The sequence below is a fragment of the Shewanella sp. SM73 genome, from assembly GCF_025653795.1.
GTDB classification, from domain to species: domain Bacteria; phylum Pseudomonadota; class Gammaproteobacteria; order Enterobacterales; family Shewanellaceae; genus Shewanella; species Shewanella oncorhynchi.
Genome location: NZ_JAKKRY010000001.1, coordinates 509,197 through 530,413 on the forward strand (window position 1 = coordinate 509,197; position 21,217 = coordinate 530,413).

Annotated in this window: 15 protein-coding genes; 7 read left to right on the forward strand and 8 right to left on the reverse strand. The window is 44.1% G+C overall.

Going from position 1 to position 21,217, the window contains the following annotated elements:
* Positions 1–17 precede the first annotated feature (17 nt).
* Entirely contained in the window at positions 18–446 is a 429-nt protein-coding gene (locus L5M51_RS02285) for an MGMT family protein (protein ID WP_263171406.1), read from the reverse strand.
* A gap of 545 nt (positions 447–991) precedes the next feature.
* Here L5M51_RS02285 and def point away from each other — a divergent pair.
* The 3 genes from def to L5M51_RS02300 all read left to right on the forward strand — a co-directional run bounded on the left by def (position 992) and on the right by L5M51_RS02300 (position 3,413).
* Positions 992–1,483 carry a peptide deformylase gene (gene def, locus L5M51_RS02290; protein WP_011789520.1) on the forward strand — a complete coding sequence of 164 codons (492 nt, stop codon included), beginning with the start codon at positions 992–994 and terminating at the stop codon, positions 1,481–1,483.
* Positions 1,484–1,713: 230 nt separating this feature from the next.
* Positions 1,714–2,559 carry a rhombotarget lipoprotein gene (gene rhlP / locus L5M51_RS02295; RefSeq protein ID WP_263145790.1) on the forward strand — a complete coding sequence of 282 codons (846 nt, stop codon included), beginning with the start codon at positions 1,714–1,716 and terminating at the stop codon, positions 2,557–2,559.
* A gap of 227 nt (positions 2,560–2,786) precedes the next feature.
* Positions 2,787–3,413, forward strand: a complete 627-nt coding sequence (locus tag L5M51_RS02300) for a LysE family translocator (protein ID WP_131525774.1) — start codon at positions 2,787–2,789, stop codon at positions 3,411–3,413.
* Between the two features lie 91 nt (positions 3,414–3,504).
* On the opposite strand, the gene L5M51_RS02305 is transcribed toward L5M51_RS02300, so the two are convergent.
* From L5M51_RS02305 to L5M51_RS02325, 5 genes are all read right to left on the reverse strand, one after another.
* On the reverse strand, positions 3,505–3,714 hold the full coding sequence (locus L5M51_RS02305; protein ID WP_113939622.1) for a hypothetical protein: 210 nt from the start codon (positions 3,712–3,714) through the stop codon (positions 3,505–3,507).
* Between the two features lie 185 nt (positions 3,715–3,899).
* Positions 3,900–4,283: a VOC family protein gene (locus tag L5M51_RS02310; protein ID WP_263145788.1), complete on the reverse strand. Its 384-nt coding sequence runs from the start codon at positions 4,281–4,283 to the stop codon at positions 3,900–3,902.
* A 143-nt stretch (positions 4,284–4,426) separates the two neighbouring features.
* Positions 4,427–6,598 (reverse strand): alpha-amylase family protein, encoded by a 2,172-nt coding sequence (locus L5M51_RS02315; protein WP_263145785.1) that lies wholly within the window; start codon positions 6,596–6,598, stop codon positions 4,427–4,429.
* Positions 6,595–8,835 carry a glycoside hydrolase family 13 protein gene (locus tag L5M51_RS02320; RefSeq protein ID WP_263171409.1) on the reverse strand — a complete coding sequence of 747 codons (2,241 nt, stop codon included), beginning with the start codon at positions 8,833–8,835 and terminating at the stop codon, positions 6,595–6,597. Before L5M51_RS02320 ends, L5M51_RS02315 begins: the two co-directional genes overlap by 4 nt.
* A 120-nt stretch (positions 8,836–8,955) precedes the next feature.
* On the reverse strand, positions 8,956–11,778 hold the full coding sequence (locus L5M51_RS02325; RefSeq protein ID WP_263171412.1) for a TonB-dependent receptor: 2,823 nt from the start codon (positions 11,776–11,778) through the stop codon (positions 8,956–8,958).
* Between the two features lie 494 nt (positions 11,779–12,272).
* Here L5M51_RS02325 and L5M51_RS02330 point away from each other — a divergent pair, with 494 nt between their 5' ends.
* From L5M51_RS02330 to L5M51_RS02345, 4 genes are all read left to right on the forward strand, one after another.
* Positions 12,273–13,895, forward strand: a complete 1,623-nt coding sequence (locus tag L5M51_RS02330; RefSeq protein ID WP_263171413.1) for an alpha-glucosidase family protein — start codon at positions 12,273–12,275, stop codon at positions 13,893–13,895.
* A gap of 141 nt (positions 13,896–14,036) precedes the next feature.
* The gene (locus L5M51_RS02335; protein WP_263161068.1) at positions 14,037–15,308 is read left to right on the forward strand and encodes a sugar MFS transporter; all 1,272 of its coding nucleotides are present in this window, start codon (positions 14,037–14,039) and stop codon (positions 15,306–15,308) included.
* A 143-nt stretch (positions 15,309–15,451) separates the two neighbouring features.
* The gene (locus L5M51_RS02340; protein WP_263161069.1) at positions 15,452–16,666 is read left to right on the forward strand and encodes an RsmB/NOP family class I SAM-dependent RNA methyltransferase; all 1,215 of its coding nucleotides are present in this window, start codon (positions 15,452–15,454) and stop codon (positions 16,664–16,666) included.
* Between the two features lie 148 nt (positions 16,667–16,814).
* A complete protein-coding gene (locus tag L5M51_RS02345; protein ID WP_263141869.1) occupies positions 16,815–19,079 on the forward strand; it encodes an EAL domain-containing protein in 2,265 nt (754 codons plus the stop codon).
* A 191-nt stretch (positions 19,080–19,270) separates the two neighbouring features.
* Here the strand turns inward: L5M51_RS02345 and tnpA are convergent, their stop codons facing one another.
* The gene (tnpA, locus tag L5M51_RS02350; RefSeq protein WP_263141871.1) at positions 19,271–19,708 is read right to left on the reverse strand and encodes an IS200/IS605 family transposase; all 438 of its coding nucleotides are present in this window, start codon (positions 19,706–19,708) and stop codon (positions 19,271–19,273) included.
* A 209-nt stretch (positions 19,709–19,917) separates the two neighbouring features.
* A complete protein-coding gene (locus tag L5M51_RS02355; RefSeq protein ID WP_263141874.1) occupies positions 19,918–20,931 on the reverse strand; it encodes a D-alanine--D-alanine ligase in 1,014 nt (337 codons plus the stop codon).
* Positions 20,932–21,217 lie beyond the last annotated feature (286 nt).

The window sequence follows — 21,217 nt, forward strand, 5'->3', positions numbered from 1 at the left end:
TGGATCAATATATTAAACTAAAATGGCATTGCCATGACTAAAGTCACCAGATCCGGGCGCCACTCGTATTCAGACAAACTAATTTTGCCGCAGTTCACTGTTATCCCTTCAATTCTTAATAATTCCATCTGTTCTTGAAAGAAGGTTGAATTTTTCTCGAAGGATATTTTGCCTTGACTATTGAGTACCCTATGCCAAGGGAGTGACAAATGTTCGGGAGCTGCTTTCAGCGCTTTTGACACATAACGCGCTCGTCTCGGTAATCCTGCATAATCGGCAATTTTGCCATAGCTGCTGACTTTACCCTGCGGGATCATGGCGACGATATGCCAGATTTTCGCCATAGGAGACAAGTCCACCGTTTGGGGCTGTTTTCTCGCTACACTCTGTTTATCTTGTTCAAGGTATTGATAAAGTGGTGATTTTTCTTTAGGGAACGATGCCATTGAATTGTTAACCCTCAGCTTAATGGTATTGATACCAATCACATTAAATATCTAATCAGTTCAAAGCCTCACAGGTATTTAAATCCCAGGCGCATTGACGCAGAAATGGTTATTCTCTTTTAAGTCAATGCAACACCGGAGTGGGATACCTGTGAGGCTCCCAAAGGGCGGGTTTCAAAATGCTTTATACTGCGTTTAAGGCTTTCGACAGAGCACCACTATGCCTTCAAGCCTTCGCCTTGTCTAAAGCGCGTTGAATTCCCGCTGAATGAACAGATATTTAATACGATTGGTATGACTCACAAAGAATCACGCTCAAAAAATTTTGCTTGATGAGTTCACGCTAGTGTAACGGTAAAGCATGGCTTAGCGGAAGATGAGAGGGTATTTGACGTTTAAAGGATTAAGCACTTCTCGATATTTTTATCGGCTAGCTCGATTACTAACAAAATATTTAAACTGTTTTTAGCTTAAATATTGTGTAAATGGTCAAATAGTCCATAATAGCGCCAATTTTTTTGACTCGATGAGAGAAGATAACTGGCATGGCTGTACTCGATATTCTAACTATTCCCGATGAGCGCCTTAAACGTAAAGCGCAACCTGTAAAAGATATTGAAGCTGTTCAGGGATTTATCGATGATTTAATCGAAACCATGTATCACACGGACGATGGTATCGGTTTAGCAGCAACTCAAGTCGGCAGTACAGATGCCATTATCGTGATCGATTTATCTGACGGTCGCGACCAGCCTTTAGTGCTGATTAATCCTGAGATTGTTGAAAAGTCAGGTGAGTTCGTCGGTGAAGAAGGTTGTCTGTCTATCCCAGGTTATCGCGCTAAAGTGTCACGTTTTGAAAAAGTTAAAGTGACAGCCTTAGACAGAACTGGAAAAGCTATCGAAATCGAAACCGATGAGTTTTTAGCCATAGTGTTGCAGCACGAAATCGACCATTTGCATGGCAAAGTATTTATCGAACATTTATCCATGCTAAAACAACAAATCGCCCTTAAAAAAGTGCGTAAATACGCTTAACTTTTGACTTAAGTTGTATTTTAGAGAATGGTCGTACCTATTGATTAGCCGCATTTATAGTGCGGCTTTTTTGTATTTAAAATCTAATCAAGGAAGATTAATGCTGTGATATGTGAACATAACAGCTTGTTTTTACTCTGATGAATGGATAAGGTAACCCAAAATCTACATTAGTTGTAGGTTCAGTTTTCATCATTAACAGCAAGTGTATGGATACGGTAGGGAAACAAATGAAACTTAAGGTATTAGCCTGTAGTATAGCCTCATTCGCAATGCTTTCACTGGGTGGTTGTAGTGCATTTTTTAACGGTAATACTACGGAGAAAAATGCGGTATCAAGTAGCTTAGTTGAATATCTATACCCCGATGAGAAGAGTCGCCAAGCCCAGCAGCCATCCTTACCTGTGCTGCGTTTACCGATTACCGTCGGCATCGCTTTCTTGCCTTCGTCCCATTGGCAAGCCGATGCAATTGATAGCCGAACTCAGATGGCATTACTTGATAAGGTGAAAAAATCCTTTGTCAAATATGACTATATCGATCGTATCGAAGTGATCCCAAGTACCTATCTTAAAAATGGTAAAGGTTTTGAAACCTTGCAGCAGGTTGCTCGCCTGCATGATGTTGATGTGATGTCATTGGTTTCTTACGATCAATTGATGCAAAGCCACGAGAACAAATCCGCCATTCTTTATTGGACTATCGTGGGCATGTATTTAATCCCCGGCAATGAAAATGCGATTCAAACCTTTGTTGATACAGCCGTTTTCGATATGCGTAGCCAGAAGATGTTATTTAGGGCGCCAGGTATTAATCAGTTAACTGAGAGTTCAACCGCTGTTGGCGTGACGACAACCCTAAGAGAGAAATCTTACGAGGGCTTTGATCTTGCGGTGAACGACATGATAGTCAATTTAGATGACGAGCTTGCCCGTTTTAAAACTCGGGTTAAGGAAGAGCACGTCGCCACCATAGAACATAAACAAGGTTACAGCGGCGGTGGCAGCTTATCTTTATTAATACTTTCACTATTGGGCATTTTTGCGATGCGCCGTTTAACGATTTGCCGTGAATAAAGAAATTAAGCGCAAATTAAGATCGTTAAGGATGAGCAAATTGAAGTTTGCTTTGAATCAAGACGTGAGCAAAAAGTATATAAAGTTGAGCACAGGTTCTGGTTACCAATTTACTTGTAGTTAACGTTTTGATTTTTTTTTAAAGTGGTTTACAGAGGCTGCGGTATTGCGTCGGACACCACTTAAGCGGCGCGATAGATTACGCGTTTAACAAGGAGAAAAATTAAATGGATTTAAATTCACTATTACTGTTTGCAGTTGCTTGCCTTGCTATCAATCTTATCCCTGGACCTGATGTCATCTACATTGTATCTAACACAATGAAAGGGAAAATGATCAGTGGGCTTAAAGCTGCGATGGGTTTAGGTGTGGGTTATTTTGTTCACACGCTTGCTGCTAGCTTGGGATTATCTGCCATCATTCTCAGTTCAGCGTTGGCTTTTAGTATTGTGAAGTGGTTAGGGGCCGCGTATCTAGTGTATTTAGGCATTCAAGCGTTAATATCAATGTGGCGTGGCAATAATAAAATTGTGGTTGATAACAATAGCAAACCAAACGGCAACGTAGTTTTCCAAGGCATTGTCGTTAGTGTACTTAATCCTAAAGTCGCTTTATTTTTCCTCTCTTTTTTGCCGCAGTTTATTGACCCGTTAGCGGGTTCAACGTCAATTCAGCTGTTAACCCTTGGTCTTATTTTCAGTTTGTTAGCGACCTTGTGTAACGTCCTTTATGCGTCGGCAGGAAGCTGGGTATTTAGTCGCCCCAATTCCCTGCGTTATTCGAGAGCCTTAGAGGGGATATCAGGTGTGTTGCTTATTGGCTTGGCCAGTAAAGTCATGACCAGTGATAGATAGTGGAATAAGGTCATTTTGTCGAGTAAGACATAAGTCCTCTTTGCTCTGATAGATATGAGCTTTTCAATCTAGCTATGACAAAGATCGCTTGTTACAACTTCACAAAATACGGTAGCGCGATGAGTGCTATGCCGATGCAGACGAGTAAGATTAGGTTGCTGACAAAATAAGGGTAGAGCATCAGGGTTATCCCAACGACGAGGGGGATGGGTGCACCTTGGCGTTTGCCATAGGTGAAAAAGCCAAGACCAAAGAGGCTAAAGACTAAACTCCATAGTAATAATGCTGGATTATCAAACATCTTGAGTTCCTCAATGGTTAGCCTAGGTAGGCTTTGACCTTATCACAGCGCCAAATTGGTCAATCGATTACTTAAACTATTGGTTAAACGGCTGCGTCGTTTTATTGAGTCTAATGCTGACCATCCCTTAGCGTAATTAAGCTTTATTCATCTTATTGCTGTGATGTTGCCTTATTTCACTCGTGCTATAGCTCATATAACTTTAAGGGTAAGCCGTCGGGATCGCTAAAGAAGGTGAATTTTCTGCTTGTGTATTCGTCAATGCGGACGGGTTCAACGGTAATGTGATGGCTATGAAGATGTTCGATGGCGGTTTCAATCGATGCTACGCGAAAGGCGAGATGCCTAAGTCCACAGGCTTCGGGATAGCTTGGTCGTTTGGGTGGATTATCGAATGAAAATAACTCAATTTGACTCTTATCGGCCAGTTGTAAATCAAGTTTATAGGACTTATGTGCCTCACGGAAATGCTCTGCAAGCACGGTAAGGCCAAGAATGGTTACATAAAAGTGTTTGGACTTTTGATAGTCGCTGCAAATAATCGCTGCATGGTGAATGCCGAGTAACATCGCTTTCCTTTGTGATTTTTAAAGGGTGATCAAATAAGATAGAAAGGTTTGAGAGTATAACGGTTAAAAAAAGATAGCGTCACAGTTTAGCGTGACGCTATCGGTCGATTTCACTTTTTAGCTCACCTAGGCTTTTTGCTCGTTTAATCTTCCAGCTCGAATATGGCTGAAGACAGCGGTGCAAGTTGCATCTGAACTTGTCCTTCACCTTGTTTGACAACCAACTGCGCTTTGTTGTCTTCCAGCAAATCCTTAAGTGGATAGGTCCCATCCGTTAACTGCCATTGGTCGATAAGTGGCTTTGGCAGCTTAAGGGATAATGGCTTTGCTTGGGTTTGATTAAAGTTATTCACAATAATCAGTTTTTGGCCCGTTTTATTGGCCGTATTTTCCTCAAAGCGCACAAAGGCAAAAGTGCAGTCATCATAACCCGTTGCGCTGCCATGTGTATCCATTGTGGCGGTTTGTGCGCTGCGGTTGGCGGCATCGAGCGAGTAATATTCTCCTAAAAGCGCCGGTACATTTTTACCTGTGCTTAGGTTCAGTAATTTTTGATAATAAGCCCGCAAAGTGGCTTCCTTTACGGTTGATTGTCCACCATCAAACTTGCCATTGTTCATCCAGCGCTGATGGGCGGGGACGCCAACATAGTCAAAAATACTGGTGCGTGATGCATGACCAAATCCTGGGTTGTCGATGGCGGCTTCTCCCACTTCTTGGCCAAAATACACTAACGTCGGTGAAGTACCTATCGTTGCCGACACTACCATAGCGGGTAGGGCATAGTGTGGATTAACGGCTTGGGTTGCCGTGGGCTTATTTGTGTGTAGCGATGCTAAAAATGCCGCATTACCAATACGTTGCTCGTCGTGGTTTTCTAAAAAGTGCAGCATGTGAGATTCAATATCCTGCACTTTTGCCTGATCTGCCGCGATATTAGCTGTGCTGGTTTTACCCGCCATTACGGCTTTTAGGGTGTCGTAAAGATCGACCTTATCGTACAGATAATCCATTTTGCCAAGTTGGATATAATCTCGATACAGCTTGGGGTTATAGACCTCGGCCAAGATAAAGGCATCGGGATTTGTGTGTTTTATCTGGCTGTTGAGATAGCTCCAAAACTCCACTGGCACCATTTCGGCCATATCATAGCGAAAGCCATCGACCCCTTTCGCTAGCCAATACTGGGCAATCTGATTGAATTTAATCCAAGAGCTTGGGAGCTCGGCTAAGTGTTGTTGCCAGAAAGCGTAATGCTGCGCCTGCGTTAAAGTGGCGAAATTGGCTGGCAGGCGAGGGAAGTCATAGGTGCCATCGGGGCGTACGCCGTAATTGATTTTAACGGTCTCGTACCAATCATTGGCATCGGGCTTGGCTAAGCGTGAGCCATTGCCAGTCCATTTTGCGGGAAATTCGTTGAATTTGCCGTCACTTAAGGGGTGAGCTTCTCCGCCCAGCGGTTTAAGTCCTGCGGGTAAGCTTGGCACTTCAAAGGCATGCGCTTTTCCCTTTGCCCCCTCCGAGCCATTATTAACATCAACTTTATCAACAACGTAATAGAAGTTGTTGTTTTTGGCGTACTCCAGACTGGTATCATCATCTTCGCCAAAATCACGCACGCCTTGGGGTTTACTAACGGATTGATAATGGCGCGCCACATGGTTTGGCACTATATCGATAATCACCTTTAAGCCGTGGTGATGGGTACGGGCAATGAGCGCTTCGAACTCGGCTAAACGGTTGGCGGGATTGACCGCCAGATCTGGGTTGACGTTGTAGTAATCTTTGACTGCGTAGGGTGAGCCCGCGCGTCCTTTGACCACATCGGGATCATCAGTACTCACGCCAATCGCGCTGTAATCACCAATCAATGCATGGTGGGGAACGCCCGTGTACCACACATGGGTAACGCCTAGGTCCTTGATGCTATTGAGTGCAACATCGTCGATATCATTAAATTTGCCGACGCCATTGTCGGCAATCGTGCCCCAAGGTTTGTTGGTTGGATTTTTATTGCCATAAAGGCGAGTAAAGATTTGATACACCACAGGTTTAAGCGTCATAACCTCACTCTCAGACTTTGGCAGTAACTCATTATCAAGCGTCAGCGCCGATGCATTCACATCAGCCGATAAGCTAAAAAGCGAGGCAGTTAATAAAGAGGCACTGAATAGAGCGTTTAAACATAAGCTGAGTGATGACTGTCGGCGCTGCTGGGCTTTCGCTGCTTGGGTTATAAGTAAAGCCACTATGGGAAATTTAGCCGCTTGGGGGCACTGAGTCACTCGGGAATAGATAGGCGATAAAAAGCTCAAGACTGAATTCCTTTTAGGGTTGAGTTTTTGATTGGGTGAGTTGTTTGAGCCTGAGTTAAATCGCTAGCTGAGTAACTCATGTGATTAGAGGTCTGACGGCTAGGTAAGCCAGTATTTAGCTGCGGTCTTGCTTTAAACTCAAGTATAGTGACCCCTGCATGGGGCAATGCTAGCGCTTGATTGAGTGAAACTGTGTTGCCACTGATGATATCTGTAGCGGCGCGGTTATCGCCAAGTACACTGGCAAAGCGGTTTACATCTAGCGTGACTGCTTTGTCATTTTTATTGTAAATCACCATGACTTTATCGGCCGAGGGCTGAGTACAGGCATTGTGTTGGGTTTGAGAATTGTGTTGAGTTAGTGACTTAAGTGCTTCGGCTTTCTGTTCAGCTGATAATGGGTCATTCAATAAGCAACGAAATTGTACATAGATGCCATCCTGCGGCACAAAGTGCAGTAAATCACCCGATTGCAGCGCAAGGGATTGTTTACGGTAATTCAGTAGCGTACTGACAAATTGCTGCGCTTGTTGTTGAGGTTCACTCAGTCCTTTGCCCGTAAAGGCGTTAATGGCACTGTTGGCAAAGCCGCCGGGGAAATCACTGCGCACAACACCATCGTGACGACCTTCGGTTGGGCTGGTCATCAAGACTTCAGTGCCGTAGAACAGCTGCGGAATACGTTTGGCGGTCAGCACATAGGTGAGGGCCATCTTGTATAAGTCTATATTTTCTTTCACTAAACTGAAGATACGATTGGTGTCGTGATTGCCTTCAAATAGCACTAGCTTACTGGGATCAGCATACACAACATCGTTGGCTAACATCTCGTAAAGCTTAATAAAACCCGTATCCCAGGTTTCTGGCTCATTAAGGCTGGCAATCAATTTTTCGTATAGCGGGAAGTCCATCAAACTGGGTAAATCTGAGGTATAACCATCGTCATTGATTTTGCCCTTTTGCCAATAGGACACTGTGATGGGGTTTGCGGTCCATTCTTCGCCAACAATATTAAAATTTGGGTACTCAGCCATTACGGCCTTAGACCATTTAGCGAGAAACCCTTTGTCGGCGTAGGAATAAGTATCTTCACGTATCCCCGAAAGTCCTGCGTACTCGACCCACCAAATACTGTTTTGGATAAGATAGGTTGCCAGTTTTGGATTGCTTTGATTTAGATCTGGCATAGTGTCGGTAAACCAACCATCGACAAAATCAATATGATCTTGCGCTGCCGCGTAGGGATCTTGCACTGTCGTGCGCCTATGGCTGGTGAAACGGGGGCTGGTAACGCTGGATTTAATAGCACTGGATTTAGTATCGGCAGACTGCATCAAGTCAGGCTTGGATTTGCGATTATGTAGCTGCGTTTTTGTGGCATCGTTCAGCCAGTCTTGGCTAGGTAAATCGTTGAGCCACCAATGGTTAGAGCCGATATGATTCACCACAACATCTTTAATCACCCCTAGGCCAAGCTTGTTAGCCTTAGCGACTAAGGCTTTATAATCTTCGTTGCTGCCAAAGCGGGGATCGACGCGGTATAAATTGGTAATTGAGTAACCGTGGTATGAATACTGGGCTTGATTATTCTCAAGCAGCGGATTGATCCATAACTGAGTCACGCCAAGTTTTGCCAGATATGCTAAGTGCTGGCTGATCCCTGCTATATCGCCGCCATGGCGAGCATCGGGATAGTTGAGATTACTGGGAGAGTTAGCTGCGACTTGCTCTAACATGTCGGCTTGATTGTCATTACTCGTGTCGCCATTGGCGAATCGGTCCGGCGTGATAAGGTAAATCACATCCTTATAGCTAAATCCTTGGCGCTCACGGCTGCCCTTAGCACGCCCTTGCAACGTATAGGGCAGGCGATAAAGAGGCGTGTCGGCTTTTGAAGCCGAGTCAGTGTTGGAAATTATTAGCTCAAAGGTTTGCGGCGCAGCTTGGCTCAGATCTAAATTGATAAACAGATAGTGAGGGTTATCAGTGTGCTCAAGGCTTTTAAGTGTGATGCCTTTTCCTTGTATATCAACCTTAATCTGCTGCGGTAAGCTTGGAAGTTCGCGGCTATACAGCATCAGCTGTAACTCAGGATTCTGCATTCCCCCCCACCAAAAAGCGGGTTCAAGCTTAACGTCCGTCGATATATCTGGCTCAAAGGTGTTTGCATAGGCCGTATTAAATGAAGAGCAAACCAAGCATAAATAAAGCGCAATCATTAGGTTTTGACGGATCATAATGTAAGCCTTTTAAAGAGAAATAAGTAAAACGTGCTGGCATGATGAATGTTAGAAATGCTGAAATCTACATAAGCAAAAGCCTGCTTCTTAATTGAAGCAGGCTTTATTTGGGGTAGTTTATAAAGAGTAACTTAACCCTAGGAAGTACTGTCTACCGAAGTATTGGATTGTTCCTGTCTGATGTTCTTCACCAAAATAGGTTTTGTTCGGTTCATCAGTTAAGTTATTAATTTGGAATAAGAACTTAAGTCCATTTTCCAGAGCGTATGAAGCTTGATAATCCACAATCGTTTCGGCATCGAAGAAAGCAAGTTGTGATTCAACTGCCACTTGTTCTGAAACATAGCTGCTACGATATCTCATGCTGACGCGAGTATCGAAACCGTCCAGAGTATAGAACAAGGTGGTGTTGAGTACGCTTTCTGATAAACCTGGTAATGGAATGGTTAAGTTTGAACCACTTAAATCTGTGGTAAATTCCACTTCACTGTCTGAATACGAGTAGCTGCCAGTGAAGCCAAGACCGCTGAGTGGCGATGGTAGGAAATCAAAGACTTGGGTATAACCTAACTCAACACCACGAATGTAGCCGCCATTGTCGTTGTTGATTGCAGTTTGATATTGACCTTCATCTTTTACTACTGGGAATTCAACACCATTATCGATAATAGTATCGGGGACGATAAATCCATTACCTTCAAAATCAAATGGTTGGATTGTAAAATTGTTGATAAAGGATTTAATATCTTTGTAGAACAAGGCTACGACAACCGCACCTTCAGAATCTTCAAAATAGTGCTCGTAAGATAAGTCGTATTGATCGGCATAGAACGGATCGAGTAGAGGACTGGTGTTACCCCAAGCATTGTACTTTTTGTATCCCGGAGTAGCAGAATCGTCATACCAAGATCCCATGCCTGACTTTAGCTTGTCGATTGGAGGACGTGACATCACAGAGGCTGCAGCAAAGCGCAGTTGATCATTTTCAGTGAGGTGGAAAGTTAAGTTGAGTGACGGTAAATAATCGGTATAGGTTTTACCTATCTCGTTACGGATATAATCGGTACTGATCACGCCAAGTTCATCAGTAATCGCTTCACCTAGACCATAGCCAACTTGTTGTAGACCTTTACTGCTTTGATCTGTTTGAACAACACGCACGCCCACGTTACCCGTGACTTTCATATCGCCTAAGTCAAACTCGAGATTACCTTGGACATAGCCAGCTAATACATCTTCATTGACCGAACCGCTTTGGATCATGGTCCAGTTATTAGACCAATTTGCTGTCGGGGTGAAAGGGGATTGTCCTGTTGCCGCTAACTGCGCGTTAACCAGCTCAATGGCTTTGTTGAAATCAACGGAAAGGAAGTTAGGGTAGCCTGATAATTCACCGCCAAAGTTGACGACATTTGTCATGTCAGTGTTCATTTGAAGCACCAGCTGGTTAGTTGGGTTTTTACCAAATTCAAAACCATAACCGGCTTGTGAACGTTGCGCATTAAACTCACGTTCTGAGTAGCGCAGACCAAAATCAACTGAAGTTAAGAAACCAGAATCTAATGCATAGTTAAAGTCTAACTTGTAGGCGACAAGATCATTTTGTTGATCGTATGGCCACATACCCACTTCTTTTAAACCCAAGGTCGCGGTATTGGTATAGTCGTTTGAAAAGCTGACATCGGCTGGGCTTAAACCATGTAGTTGATAATTAATTGATTCGGCTGAGCGTACTTCATTACCTATATCATCATATAAAACGGCACGAGTGCCGCCGTTGACGAACTCACCATCGGCTTTTGAATAGCTCACATCACCTGCGACAGTTAATGCGCCGCCATTATTCCACTCAATATTGACTGAGCCTGATGTCAGTTCTGAATATTTTGAGTCGTTATCGTTAATCACAAAAACGGCAAAGTTATCAGTACCATCAGTTGATACCGTTCCGCCTGTCATAGAACCATTTTCGACAACCGCATCACTAATAGTACCGTTTTTTAATGACTTAACGCGAAAGCCTCGGGCAAAGTTTTCGGAAGTGAATTTTGAATGGAATAAATCACTTTTTACACTGAGATTGTCTGTTGGTTGCCAATGGATAGCAGCCATATAACCATCACGTGTATCATCACCGCCTTTTTGCTGTAACTCAAAACCTTCACTGATTGATTCGGCAGCACCGTCGCCATTGACATCTTTTTTATCGTCGTTGAAACGTAAACCAATGAATTGACTGGCAACATAAGGTTGGTACAAATGGGCATAGCCTAGCGCCACACCGAGTGTATCTTCAAGGAATTTGCCTTGATAGGCAAAGCTAAGACGGTTGCCATATTGATCGGCATCGGAAATCTCATCCGCTCTGTCATTAAAACTGCCGCGAGCATTGATATTAAATGATTGGTCTTTGTCGCTTTTTAAGGGATCTGCGGTTTTTAATTCTACCGTACCGGCGACGCCACCTTCAATCAGCGAGGCTTTTGGTGTTTTATAGACGGCGGCTTGACTAATTAATTCGGATGGATATTGGTCAAACTCAATCGCGCGTTTACCGCCCGTTGTCACTTGTTCGTGTCCATTAAGCGTTGCAAAGACGAAATCACCATCAAGACCTCGAATATTGAGGCCGCTTGCTTGTCCACCAGTGCGCACTGCGGTCACGCCTGGTAAGCGAGTCAGTGCATCTGCGATTGACTGATCGGGGAGGGCGCCAAGATCATCTGCTGAAATCGATTCAGAGACGGTATCTCCAAAGCGTTTATCATTTAGTGATTTGATGACACTGGTTCTAAAGCCTTTAACTTCAATAACCTCAATAGCAGCTTCTTTTGCTTTTGCTTCCTTATCTGTGGTCACTTCATCTGCCGCATAGGAGTGCATACTGGCACCTGCGGCGATGAGCGCTAAGGTTAGCAAACTGGGTTTAAATCGCATCATATCTCTCTTCCCCTTGGAGTCGCTTTATCGCTTTGTAGAGCGTTTTATCGTTATCACCGCGTTATTTTTGCGGCCTTTTTTGGTATATGGGCGCTTAATTGACTGCATAAGTGCTGCGTTTATGACCAAATTGTTATGCAACGGTGAAGATACTACTCCCGAGTTTCTTAGCTGAACAACAGAGTGCATACGTATTCAATATCTAGCAGAGTTAAGAATAGACTGTGATAGAGGGTGAACTCAGGGAATAAAATGATTTTATTTTGTAATCAAGTTACTGTTAATAAAAAGTAAATTTCATTGTGATGCCATGTGACTATTGGCTGCATTTTCTGCATACGTATGCAGGTGTATTGAACCTTATTTCCCTCTTCACGTATGCTCGGTAACACAAAAGAAGCCGCGATGACTTTACTCTGCAGTAACAAAACGATAACTGTTTGCTTGAGTGTGTTAGGGAAAGTTCGCTGTAGAATAATGATAAAGGGGCAACAATGAGTGAGTTAACGTGGTGGCGTGGTGCTGTGATTTACCAAATTTATCCGCGTAGCCTTTTAGATACCAATGGTGACGGCGTCGGGGATTTACGCGGCATTATTATAAAGCTGGATTACATTGCGAGTCTCAATGTCGATGCCATCTGGATTTCACCTTTCTTTAAATCTCCTATGGCAGATTTTGGCTACGACATCAGTGATTACCGCGAAGTTGACCCTCTTTTTGGCACTATGCATGATTTCGATGAATTGATTGAAAAAGCCCACGGTTTAGGTATTAAGGTCATTATTGATCAAGTATTAAGTCATACCTCGGACCAACATGCGTGGTTTATTGAGAGCCGCGAAAACCGTTCGAATCCCAAGGCGGATTGGTATGTGTGGGCCGATCCTAAGGAAGACGGTACAGCACCTAACAACTGGCTCGCGATTTTTGGCGGTTGTGCTTGGGAGTGGGAACCGCGCAGACAGCAATACTATTTACATAACTTCCTACGTAGTCAGCCCGATATTAATTTCCATCATCCCGAAGTGCGCCAAGCTGTGCTGGATAACGTTGAATTTTGGCTTAAAAAGGGGGTAGATGGCTTCCGCTTAGATGCCATTACCTTCTGTTATCACGATGAACTGCTCAGGGATAATCCGGCAAAGCCTAAGGATAAACGTCAGGGCCGTGGTTTCAGTGAAGATAACCCTTACGCCTATCAATACCATTACTACAATAATGACCGTCCGCAAACCATCGCTTTTATTGAAGATTTACGAAAGCTCATCAATCGCTATCCAGGAGCGGTGACCTTAGGCGAAGTCTCAGCCGAAGACTCCTTGGCGGTAATGGCTGCCTACACTAAGGGCGAAGATCGCCTGCATATGGCCTACAGTTTTGAGCTGCTGACTGATGATTACAGCGCAAGTTATATTCGCCAAACCGTAGAGGCTTTGGAAGCGAGCATAGGTGATGGCTGGCCATGTTGGGCTATCGGCAATCATGATGTGCAGCGCGTAGCGAGTCGTTGGGGGCAAGGTAAGCAGAATTCAGACATGGTCAAAATGCTCAATGCCATGCTAAGTTCGCTGCGCGGCAGTATATGTAGTTATCAAGGTGAAGAACTCGGTCTAACTGAGGCGCCAATTGAATACCATGAGCTGCAAGATCCCTTTGGCAAAACATTTTGGCCTATGTTTAAGGGGCGTGATGGTTGCCGTACGCCAATGCCGTGGCAGCAAGGCGCTGACTTTAGTGGCTTTAGTGATATTTCTCCTTGGCTGCCAATTCCACCTGCGCACCAAGCGTTAGCTGTGGATGTACAAGAATCGGATGCTGATTCCATGCTCAATGGTTATCGACGTTTTCTGGCTTGGCGTAAGTTACACCCAGTGTTAGTTGAAGGTGATATTAAATTTGTTGATACAAAGGAGCCCATTTTGGCCTTTGTTCGCACCTTAGGCGATATAAAAGTGCTCGTGGGATTCAATTTAGGTGATACCGAGGTCGAGTTTGATTTCTCTGCATTTGAAATCAGTGAGTCGCTGACGGGACACGGCCTTAAAACCGCACAAATAGAACACAATCAGCTGAAGTTTTCGGCATTTACCAGCTTTTATGCAGTGTTAAAGTGAAAATGATTCATTTTTATTCGGTTGAAGTGTTATAGATACGGGATCCCAAGCCCACAGTTTGATATAAACCCGCCCACGGGCACCATGGGGAATGTAACCTTAATTAGTTCCTGATAATAAAAACATACAGAGAGAATAACTATGGCGTCATCAATTAATACCGGTAGCTACACGAGCAGCACTGGCGAAAATGGGTCGGGCAGTTATCGTTTTGCCTTGATCTCATTGACTTCACTGTTTTTTATGTGGGGTTTTATCACCTGCTTGAACGATATTCTGATCCCGCATCTTAAAGCGGTGTTTTCACTAAATTATACTCAAGCCATGTTGATCCAGTTTTGTTTCTTCGGTGCTTATTTTCTAGTCTCAATCCCTGCGGGTAACTTAGTGAAAAAGCTGGGTTATCAAAAGGGAATTGTTACTGGTCTCGTGATTGCAAGTATTGGTTGTGCGCTGTTTTATCCTGCGGCGGCCCTCGCTACTTACAACTTGTTTCTCGGTGCATTATTTGTTTTGGCATCCGGCATCACAATCCTGCAAGTGGCAGCTAATCCTTATGTCAATGCCTTAGGCAGTAGCGAAACTGCGTCGAGTCGTTTGAATTTAACGCAAGCGTTCAACGCCTTAGGCACAACGGTCGCGCCGTTTTTTGGTGCTATGTTAATTCTTTCTGTTGCCAGTTCAGTATCAGGCGATTTAGCCCAAGCGAGTGCTGAAGCAGAAGTGGTTAAACTGCCATACCTGTTACTTTCTGGCGCCTTGGCAATTTTAGCGCTGATTTTTGCGAAGTTAGATTTACCTGTGATCCGTGAGCATGATGAAAGTGTTCAAGGTGAAGTTCAGACCCATCTAGGTAAAACCAGTGCCTTAAAAAGCAAGCACTTAGTGCTCGGCGCTGTAGGTATTTTCGTGTATGTCGGCGCAGAAGTGTCTATCGGTAGCTTTTTAGTCAGCTTCTTAGGTGAAAGCCATATAGCGGGTATGCCAGAAGCCGAAGCCGCCCATTACATCGCCTATTATTGGGGTGGCGCTATGGTGGGACGTTTCATTGGCTCTGTGGTGATGCAAAAAGTACCAGCAGGCTCAGTGCTTGCATTTAATGCTTTTATGGCGGCACTACTTGTGGTTGCAGCGATGACAACCAGTGGCAGCATTGCTATGTGGGCAATCCTTGGGGTGGGGTTATTTAACTCGATTATGTTCCCAACGATCTTCAGCTTAGCACTTCGTGATTTAGGTCCACACACTTCACAGGGCAGTGGCATTCTGTGTTTGGCGATTGTGGGCGGCGCGATTTTGCCTTTATTCCAGGGCATGTTAGCGGATAATCTTGGCGTTCAGCTCGCCTTTATTCTGCCCGTGATTTGTTATGGGTTTATCCTGTTCTACGGGGCTAAAGGCTCAAAAATGTAATGGATTAAACTGACTGTGGCAAAAAAGCGATCTTAGGATCGCTTTTTTTATGGCTTTAACCTTAACTCGGCGCCAGTGCGCTTGCGTATTAGGGCCTGACCTCCTATGATCCTCCGGTTTTATCATTCATGGTGACCTTTTAAATGTTGAATTCTCCGCTTTCTGCCAGCTCGAACGAATTAGTGATCAGTATCTTAACTATGGTGCTGAGCCAAGGAAAACCCTTAGATCGGGCCTATTCTCAGCATTTTTCTGGGTTGCAATTAGTACCCGCAGAGCAGGCGCGTATCGCATTAACGACGGGTGATATCCTACGTCGTTTAAATTTATATTGTTATCTGGCGGAAATCAGCCCAGATGAGATGGAGCGTTTTGGCTCTAAATTGCTTAATGCTTGGCATTTATTCCATGGGCTTGAATTGCCTAAAATGCAATATTCGCTGCAAGTTGATGAGGTGCGTTTAGCTGAGCGCACCGAGCAAGCGAAAACTAAGCCGGTGTTGTGGGACGGTTGCCCTGAGTGGCTCGATGTTATGGGCCGTGAGCAACTAGGTGAGTCTTGGGAAAAAGAGCGCGCCGCGTTAAGTACAGCGCCGAAACGTTTTTTACGCGCTAACGGCCTTAAGGTGACTCGTGATGAACTGGCCGCTAAGCTTGCCGCCGAGTTTGTGAGCACGCTCTGTGTTGATGGGGTCGATTCCGCCCTTGAAGTGACCTCCGATTCTGCCTTGTTCCGTACCCAAAGCTTTAAAGATGGCTTATTCGAGCAGCAAGATGCGGGCTCTCAGCGCGTGGCGGCGGCGCTTGATGCTAAACCTGGCATGAAAGTGATCGATGCTTGCGCGGGTGCGGGCGGTAAAACCTTACACATAGCTGCGCAAATGCAGGGTAAAGGACGCTTGTTGGCCATGGATGTGGAGCAATGGAAACTCGACAAACTTAAGGAACGCGCCCGTCGTAATGGGGCACACAATGTCGAAACCCGTGTTATCGGCAGCAGTAAAACCATTAAACGCTTAAAGCTCAGTGCCGATAGAGTATTGCTTGATGTGCCTTGCTCTGGTTTGGGTGTATTAAAGCGTAATCCCGATGCAAAATGGCGTGATACCGTAGAGCGTTTACCCGTGTTAATGGAACTGCAAAAACACATTTTGAGCAGTTACAGCCGCATGGTCAAAGTCGGTGGCATAGTCGTCTATGCGACTTGCTCTATCTTCCCTTGCGAGAACCGCGGTCAAGTGGATGCGTTTTTAGCCGAGAACCCCAACTTTCGCCTGATTGAGGATGAAAGTATCAGCCCAGCCGATAGCGGCTTTGATGGCTTTTACCTTGCCAAACTTGAACGTATTCAAGAATAAAGCATTGCTTTTTAGACTAAAGTAAACCTTTTACCGCGCAGGTAAAGGGTTTACTTAATTAACATTAGTGCCTAGAATTTCTTATAAGTTATAAATATTTAACATTGTTAATCAGTATTTATATTGCAACTTTGCTCTTAAGGAAATTATGGCGTACGGCGTTAACCTTCCAGATCTGCTCGATCATGCAGACGTTAAACTCGCCCACAATGTCAGCATAGCTTGTTATAGCAGTATTCTTTCTATGCTGCTCAATGGCGCACCGCTACATGAAATCTTGCACGCCTTAGTCTTAAAAATCGAAGCTCAAAAAGTAGGAACCAGAGGGTCTGTGTTACTGCTCAGTGCTGACGGTAAACGTCTGTTATTAGGTGCCGCCCCCAATTTACCCGACAGTTACAATCAAGCCATTAATGGTGTCGAAATTGGCCCCAATGTGGGTTCTTGTGGCACGGCTGCCTATTATGCGCAGCGTGTCATCGTTGAAGATATCGCCCAACATCCTTACTGGGTTAATTATAAAGAACTGCCATTACGTGCAGGTCTTAAATCTTGCTGGTCAGAACCTATCAAAAATACTCACGGTAAAGTGCTAGGCACATTTGCCATGTACTATGATACGATAAAGTCCCCAACAGAGCAGGATTTAGGACTCATTTCAGAGGCGGCAAGACTGGCGAGTTTAGCCATTGAACGCAGTCGTGCAATGGAATTTCAGCATTTAGCTGTGAAAATTTTTGACCGGTTACCCCTTGCTCTGGTTATTTCCAATTCTGACGATGCAGTTCTCTATGCTAATCCTGCTTTCAGACATATAGTTATCCCTCAAGATACTGATATCGCTAACTTTCATCCTAAGATTTTTTTAGCATCATCCCAATCTAATGAATTAGTGGGGTTATTTGAGCATTTAGCTCAGGACAGAATGTGGCAGGGTGAGTTGGTGGGTCTTAGGGGAAATGGTGAGGAGTTTTATCTTGACCTTATCGTCACGACCTTCCGAGAGTCCAATGGTCAGCAACCCTGTTTTGCATGGCTATTTTCAGACATTAGTGAACGTAAGAAAGCGGCGCAGCTGATTAAGTATCAGGCCAATAATGACTCTCTTACGGGACTTGCTAACCGCAATGCGTTATTCAAGCAGATCCAGGCGTTAATTACCTCCGATAGTTTGACACCCGGCTTTAGTTTTATGTTGATGGATTTAGATAACTTTAAGCAAGTCAACGACACCCATGGCCATGACAAAGGTGATGCACTGTTAGTGCAAGTGGTTAAACAGATCAGCGAGTGTGTCGATGACACTATGGTGTTTGCACGCTTAGGAGGGGATGAGTTTGCCTTGCTATTACCTGGGGTTGTTAACCAGAAAGAATTGGCACAAATTGCAGATACAATTAACAAAAATGTGGCAAAACATTATGTGCTAGCCGATGGAAAAGGTGTTTATAGCTCGGTAAGTATAGGGATTGCACGTTTTCCTGAAGATGCCCTCGATCTTGAACAGTTGTTAAATTGTGCCGATCAGGCCATGTATATTTCTAAGGCAAATGGTCGTAATCGATATCATTTTTTTACTGAACAAATGCAGCTAAATGCCGAGCGTGTTGCTAGCCTTCATAATCAGCTTAAGCAGGCATTAGATCAGCATACCTTCGAGCTTTATTACCAACCTATAGTCAATGCGACCACTGGCCTGATTGTCCGTGCTGAAGTGCTGCTGCGCTGGCAGCATGAGGGAACGTTTATTCCACCCGATGAATTTATTCCCATCGCTGAAAACAGTGGTTTAATCGTTGATATTGGTCGAGATGTTCGCCTTGGTGCTATGCAGACTATTTTAGAGATGCAGGAGCGAAATTGGCCCATTAATTTATCCGTGAATGTCTCGACCTTTGAGTTTTGGTCCCATGAACTACAAGATGCCTTTGTGGAGTCCTTTGCTGCGATTACTGAGCAACTTGAGGTGACAGATTTCCCCTATGACAGATTAACCCTTGAGATCACTGAATCTTTATTGATGAAGCAACATACGTATCTTATTGATGTACTTAATAGTTTGCGAGTTAAAGGGATTAAAATTTCCTTAGATGATTTTGGGACGGGTTACTCATCTCTATCTTATTTAGCTAATTTCCCTATCGATCAAATTAAAATCGATAAGAGCTTTATCGACAGATTAGATGAAGGCAAACGTCACGAAGCGTTGGTGGAGGCCATAGTGCGTTTAAGCCATGCGTTAGATTTAACTGTGACGGCAGAAGGGGTAGAAACTGAGTCCCAGCTTAAATTTGTAATGGCGAATCATATTCAAGAAATTCAAGGCTATTTATTTTATAAGCCTATGCCCAAAGCTGCATTCTTTGCCCTGTTGGCAAAGCAAGCTGAGCTGCATAAGGGTTTTGACGTTTGACCTTGATGTTTGACCTTGATGTTTGACCTAGATGTGAGGGCGGCTTAATCAGTGACAGTCTGATTTTAATATTGGGTTTAGATGTAAGGTAATAATTCAAGTTTTAGATATAACACATTGAAACATAGTAAAGAATCCGCCTTCTTAGAAGGCGGCTTTGACTTGCCCCTGGAAGGGGCTATTCCAAGAACCTACATCATCTGCAACGACAATTGAGCCTCATCTTCCTGATCTTGTTTATCTTGATGGCGCACATATCGTCTAATGATTTCTTCATTAACACCTACTGTATCTACAAAATAACCTCTGGCCCAAAAGCTATTGCCCCATAGCTTTTTACGTACATGAGGGAATTTATTGAATAGCCTTATCGCACTTCTTCCTTTCAATACTCCCATCAGCGTTGATACTGACAGCTTCAGCGGGATTATGACTACCAAGTGAACGTGGTCTATCTGAACGTTTAATTCTAAAACCTCACAACCCTTCATATTGCAAAGGATATAAATTGACCTGTATAACTCCTTACCAAGGTTTCCTTTTAATATTTTAAAACGGTACTTCGGAGTCCAAACAATATGATATTTGCAACGCCAATAAACATGTGATGAACTTCTATAATCGCCCATGCTTTTCGTTTCCTCTTACTTGTGGTGAATAAGAAGTCTCTTTTAGCATGGGCGTAATTCAGGCTATAGCCTCAAGGAACAATCACCACCGCCAGAGGCGGTGGTTTTGGGATGACAATAAATAAAAAGAGCGCCGAGGCGCTCTTTTTATTACTGAAAACAGGTGTTGCACTGAGTCTCTGCGTTCACATTGAGTCAGGTGGCGAGCGCTAAGATTTAGCGGTTATCTGGCTGTTAATCACTAGACTCAAGTATTCAGTAAAGTCATGACCGTGATTTTGCAGCATTTTGGGGAACATAGAAATCGGCGTAGAACCTGGGAAGGTATTGATTTCATTTAGTAAAATTTCATTGTCCGCGGTTAAGAAAAAGTCGATGCGCGACAGGTGACGCAATTTCATACCTTTAAATGCCTTGATTGCATAGGCGCGGATTTGTTCACTGATCTCAGCTGACACATTCTGTGCCACCACATCGGTGCGTGCTTTACTATTTTTGGCGTATTTCTCATCGAAGGTGTAGAAGGTGTTGGTATCACAGATGATTTCACCTGGTACTGTCGCCACCACTTCACCGTTGTACTCGTATACTGCGACTTCTAGCTCACGGGCTTTAATGGTTTTTTCAACGATAACATAGGGCGCATAGCCGAAAGCATCTTTAAGCACGCCAGCGACTTTATCGCTGTCATCGACTTTATAACAACCAACTGAGGAACCCTGTGAGGCCGCTTTGACGAAGATGGATCCCCATAGTGTTAATGCGGCTTGGGTTTGCTCTATTGCTGCATCATCGAATTGGTTTAGGAAAATATACGGGGTATTCGGAATACCTAAGGCCGAGAACCACATTTTAGCGGTGATCTTATTAAAGCAGTTACTGCTCGCTTCGGATTCACAGCCGAAATAGGGCAGTTGGATCAGGTTAAAATAGGATTGAATGTCACCTGTTTCGCCGGGATAGCCATGAATGCAGGGAATGACGTAATCGACCGGCCATGGGGCTTTGCTCTCATCGCGGAAGCGAATTTCGCGGCTATTGGTCAGTTCACAATCATCACCCGCAGCGGTGCGGTATTGACCAAATTTATCCAGTTCGACACGCAATACACAAAACTGCTCGGATTTTGCCAGTGAGGTTTCAAAATAATTGGCCGACATGAGTGAAATATCGTGTTCGGCACTTCCGCCGCCGCACAGCAAAAGCAGGTTGATCTTAGACATTGTGAGTGATTCCTCAAAGTGAGCAAAATCGGATGACATCGGCCTGTGGCAATACGAATATCATCCTATAGTACAGCCGCTGTCATCTTAGTTTTCTTGCCCCTATGAGTGCAAGGTTTTGCTGACTGATGGCTATTAAGTGGTGAATTTTAACGCATTACATCGCATTGCAAATATGGGCTTGTGCCTTTGTCGGGTTTATTTTGATTTTTGTGGCGTGAGATGGCAATGTCGTTGGACTATTGCTTCGTCACCGTCATCTAAACTGTGCAACCCAGTACGAGTG

Coding starts and splice junctions, on each gene's coding strand:
- L5M51_RS02285 (WP_263171406.1), bottom strand. CDS start 446: ATGGCATCGTTCCCTAAAGAAAAATCACCACTTTATCAATACCTTGAA.
- def (WP_011789520.1), top strand. CDS start 992: ATGGCTGTACTCGATATTCTAACTATTCCCGATGAGCGCCTTAAACGT.
- rhlP (WP_263145790.1), top strand. CDS start 1,714: ATGAAACTTAAGGTATTAGCCTGTAGTATAGCCTCATTCGCAATGCTT.
- L5M51_RS02300 (WP_131525774.1), top strand. CDS start 2,787: ATGGATTTAAATTCACTATTACTGTTTGCAGTTGCTTGCCTTGCTATC.
- L5M51_RS02305 (WP_113939622.1), bottom strand. CDS start 3,714: ATGTTTGATAATCCAGCATTATTACTATGGAGTTTAGTCTTTAGCCTC.
- L5M51_RS02310 (WP_263145788.1), bottom strand. CDS start 4,283: ATGTTACTCGGCATTCACCATGCAGCGATTATTTGCAGCGACTATCAA.
- L5M51_RS02320 (WP_263171409.1), bottom strand. CDS start 8,835: ATGATCCGTCAAAACCTAATGATTGCGCTTTATTTATGCTTGGTTTGC.
- L5M51_RS02325 (WP_263171412.1), bottom strand. CDS start 11,778: ATGATGCGATTTAAACCCAGTTTGCTAACCTTAGCGCTCATCGCCGCA.
- L5M51_RS02330 (WP_263171413.1), top strand. CDS start 12,273: ATGAGTGAGTTAACGTGGTGGCGTGGTGCTGTGATTTACCAAATTTAT.
- L5M51_RS02335 (WP_263161068.1), top strand. CDS start 14,037: ATGGCGTCATCAATTAATACCGGTAGCTACACGAGCAGCACTGGCGAA.
- L5M51_RS02340 (WP_263161069.1), top strand. CDS start 15,452: ATGTTGAATTCTCCGCTTTCTGCCAGCTCGAACGAATTAGTGATCAGT.
- L5M51_RS02345 (WP_263141869.1), top strand. CDS start 16,815: ATGGCGTACGGCGTTAACCTTCCAGATCTGCTCGATCATGCAGACGTT.
- tnpA (WP_263141871.1), bottom strand. CDS start 19,708: ATGGGCGATTATAGAAGTTCATCACATGTTTATTGGCGTTGCAAATAT.
- L5M51_RS02355 (WP_263141874.1), bottom strand. CDS start 20,931: ATGTCTAAGATCAACCTGCTTTTGCTGTGCGGCGGCGGAAGTGCCGAA.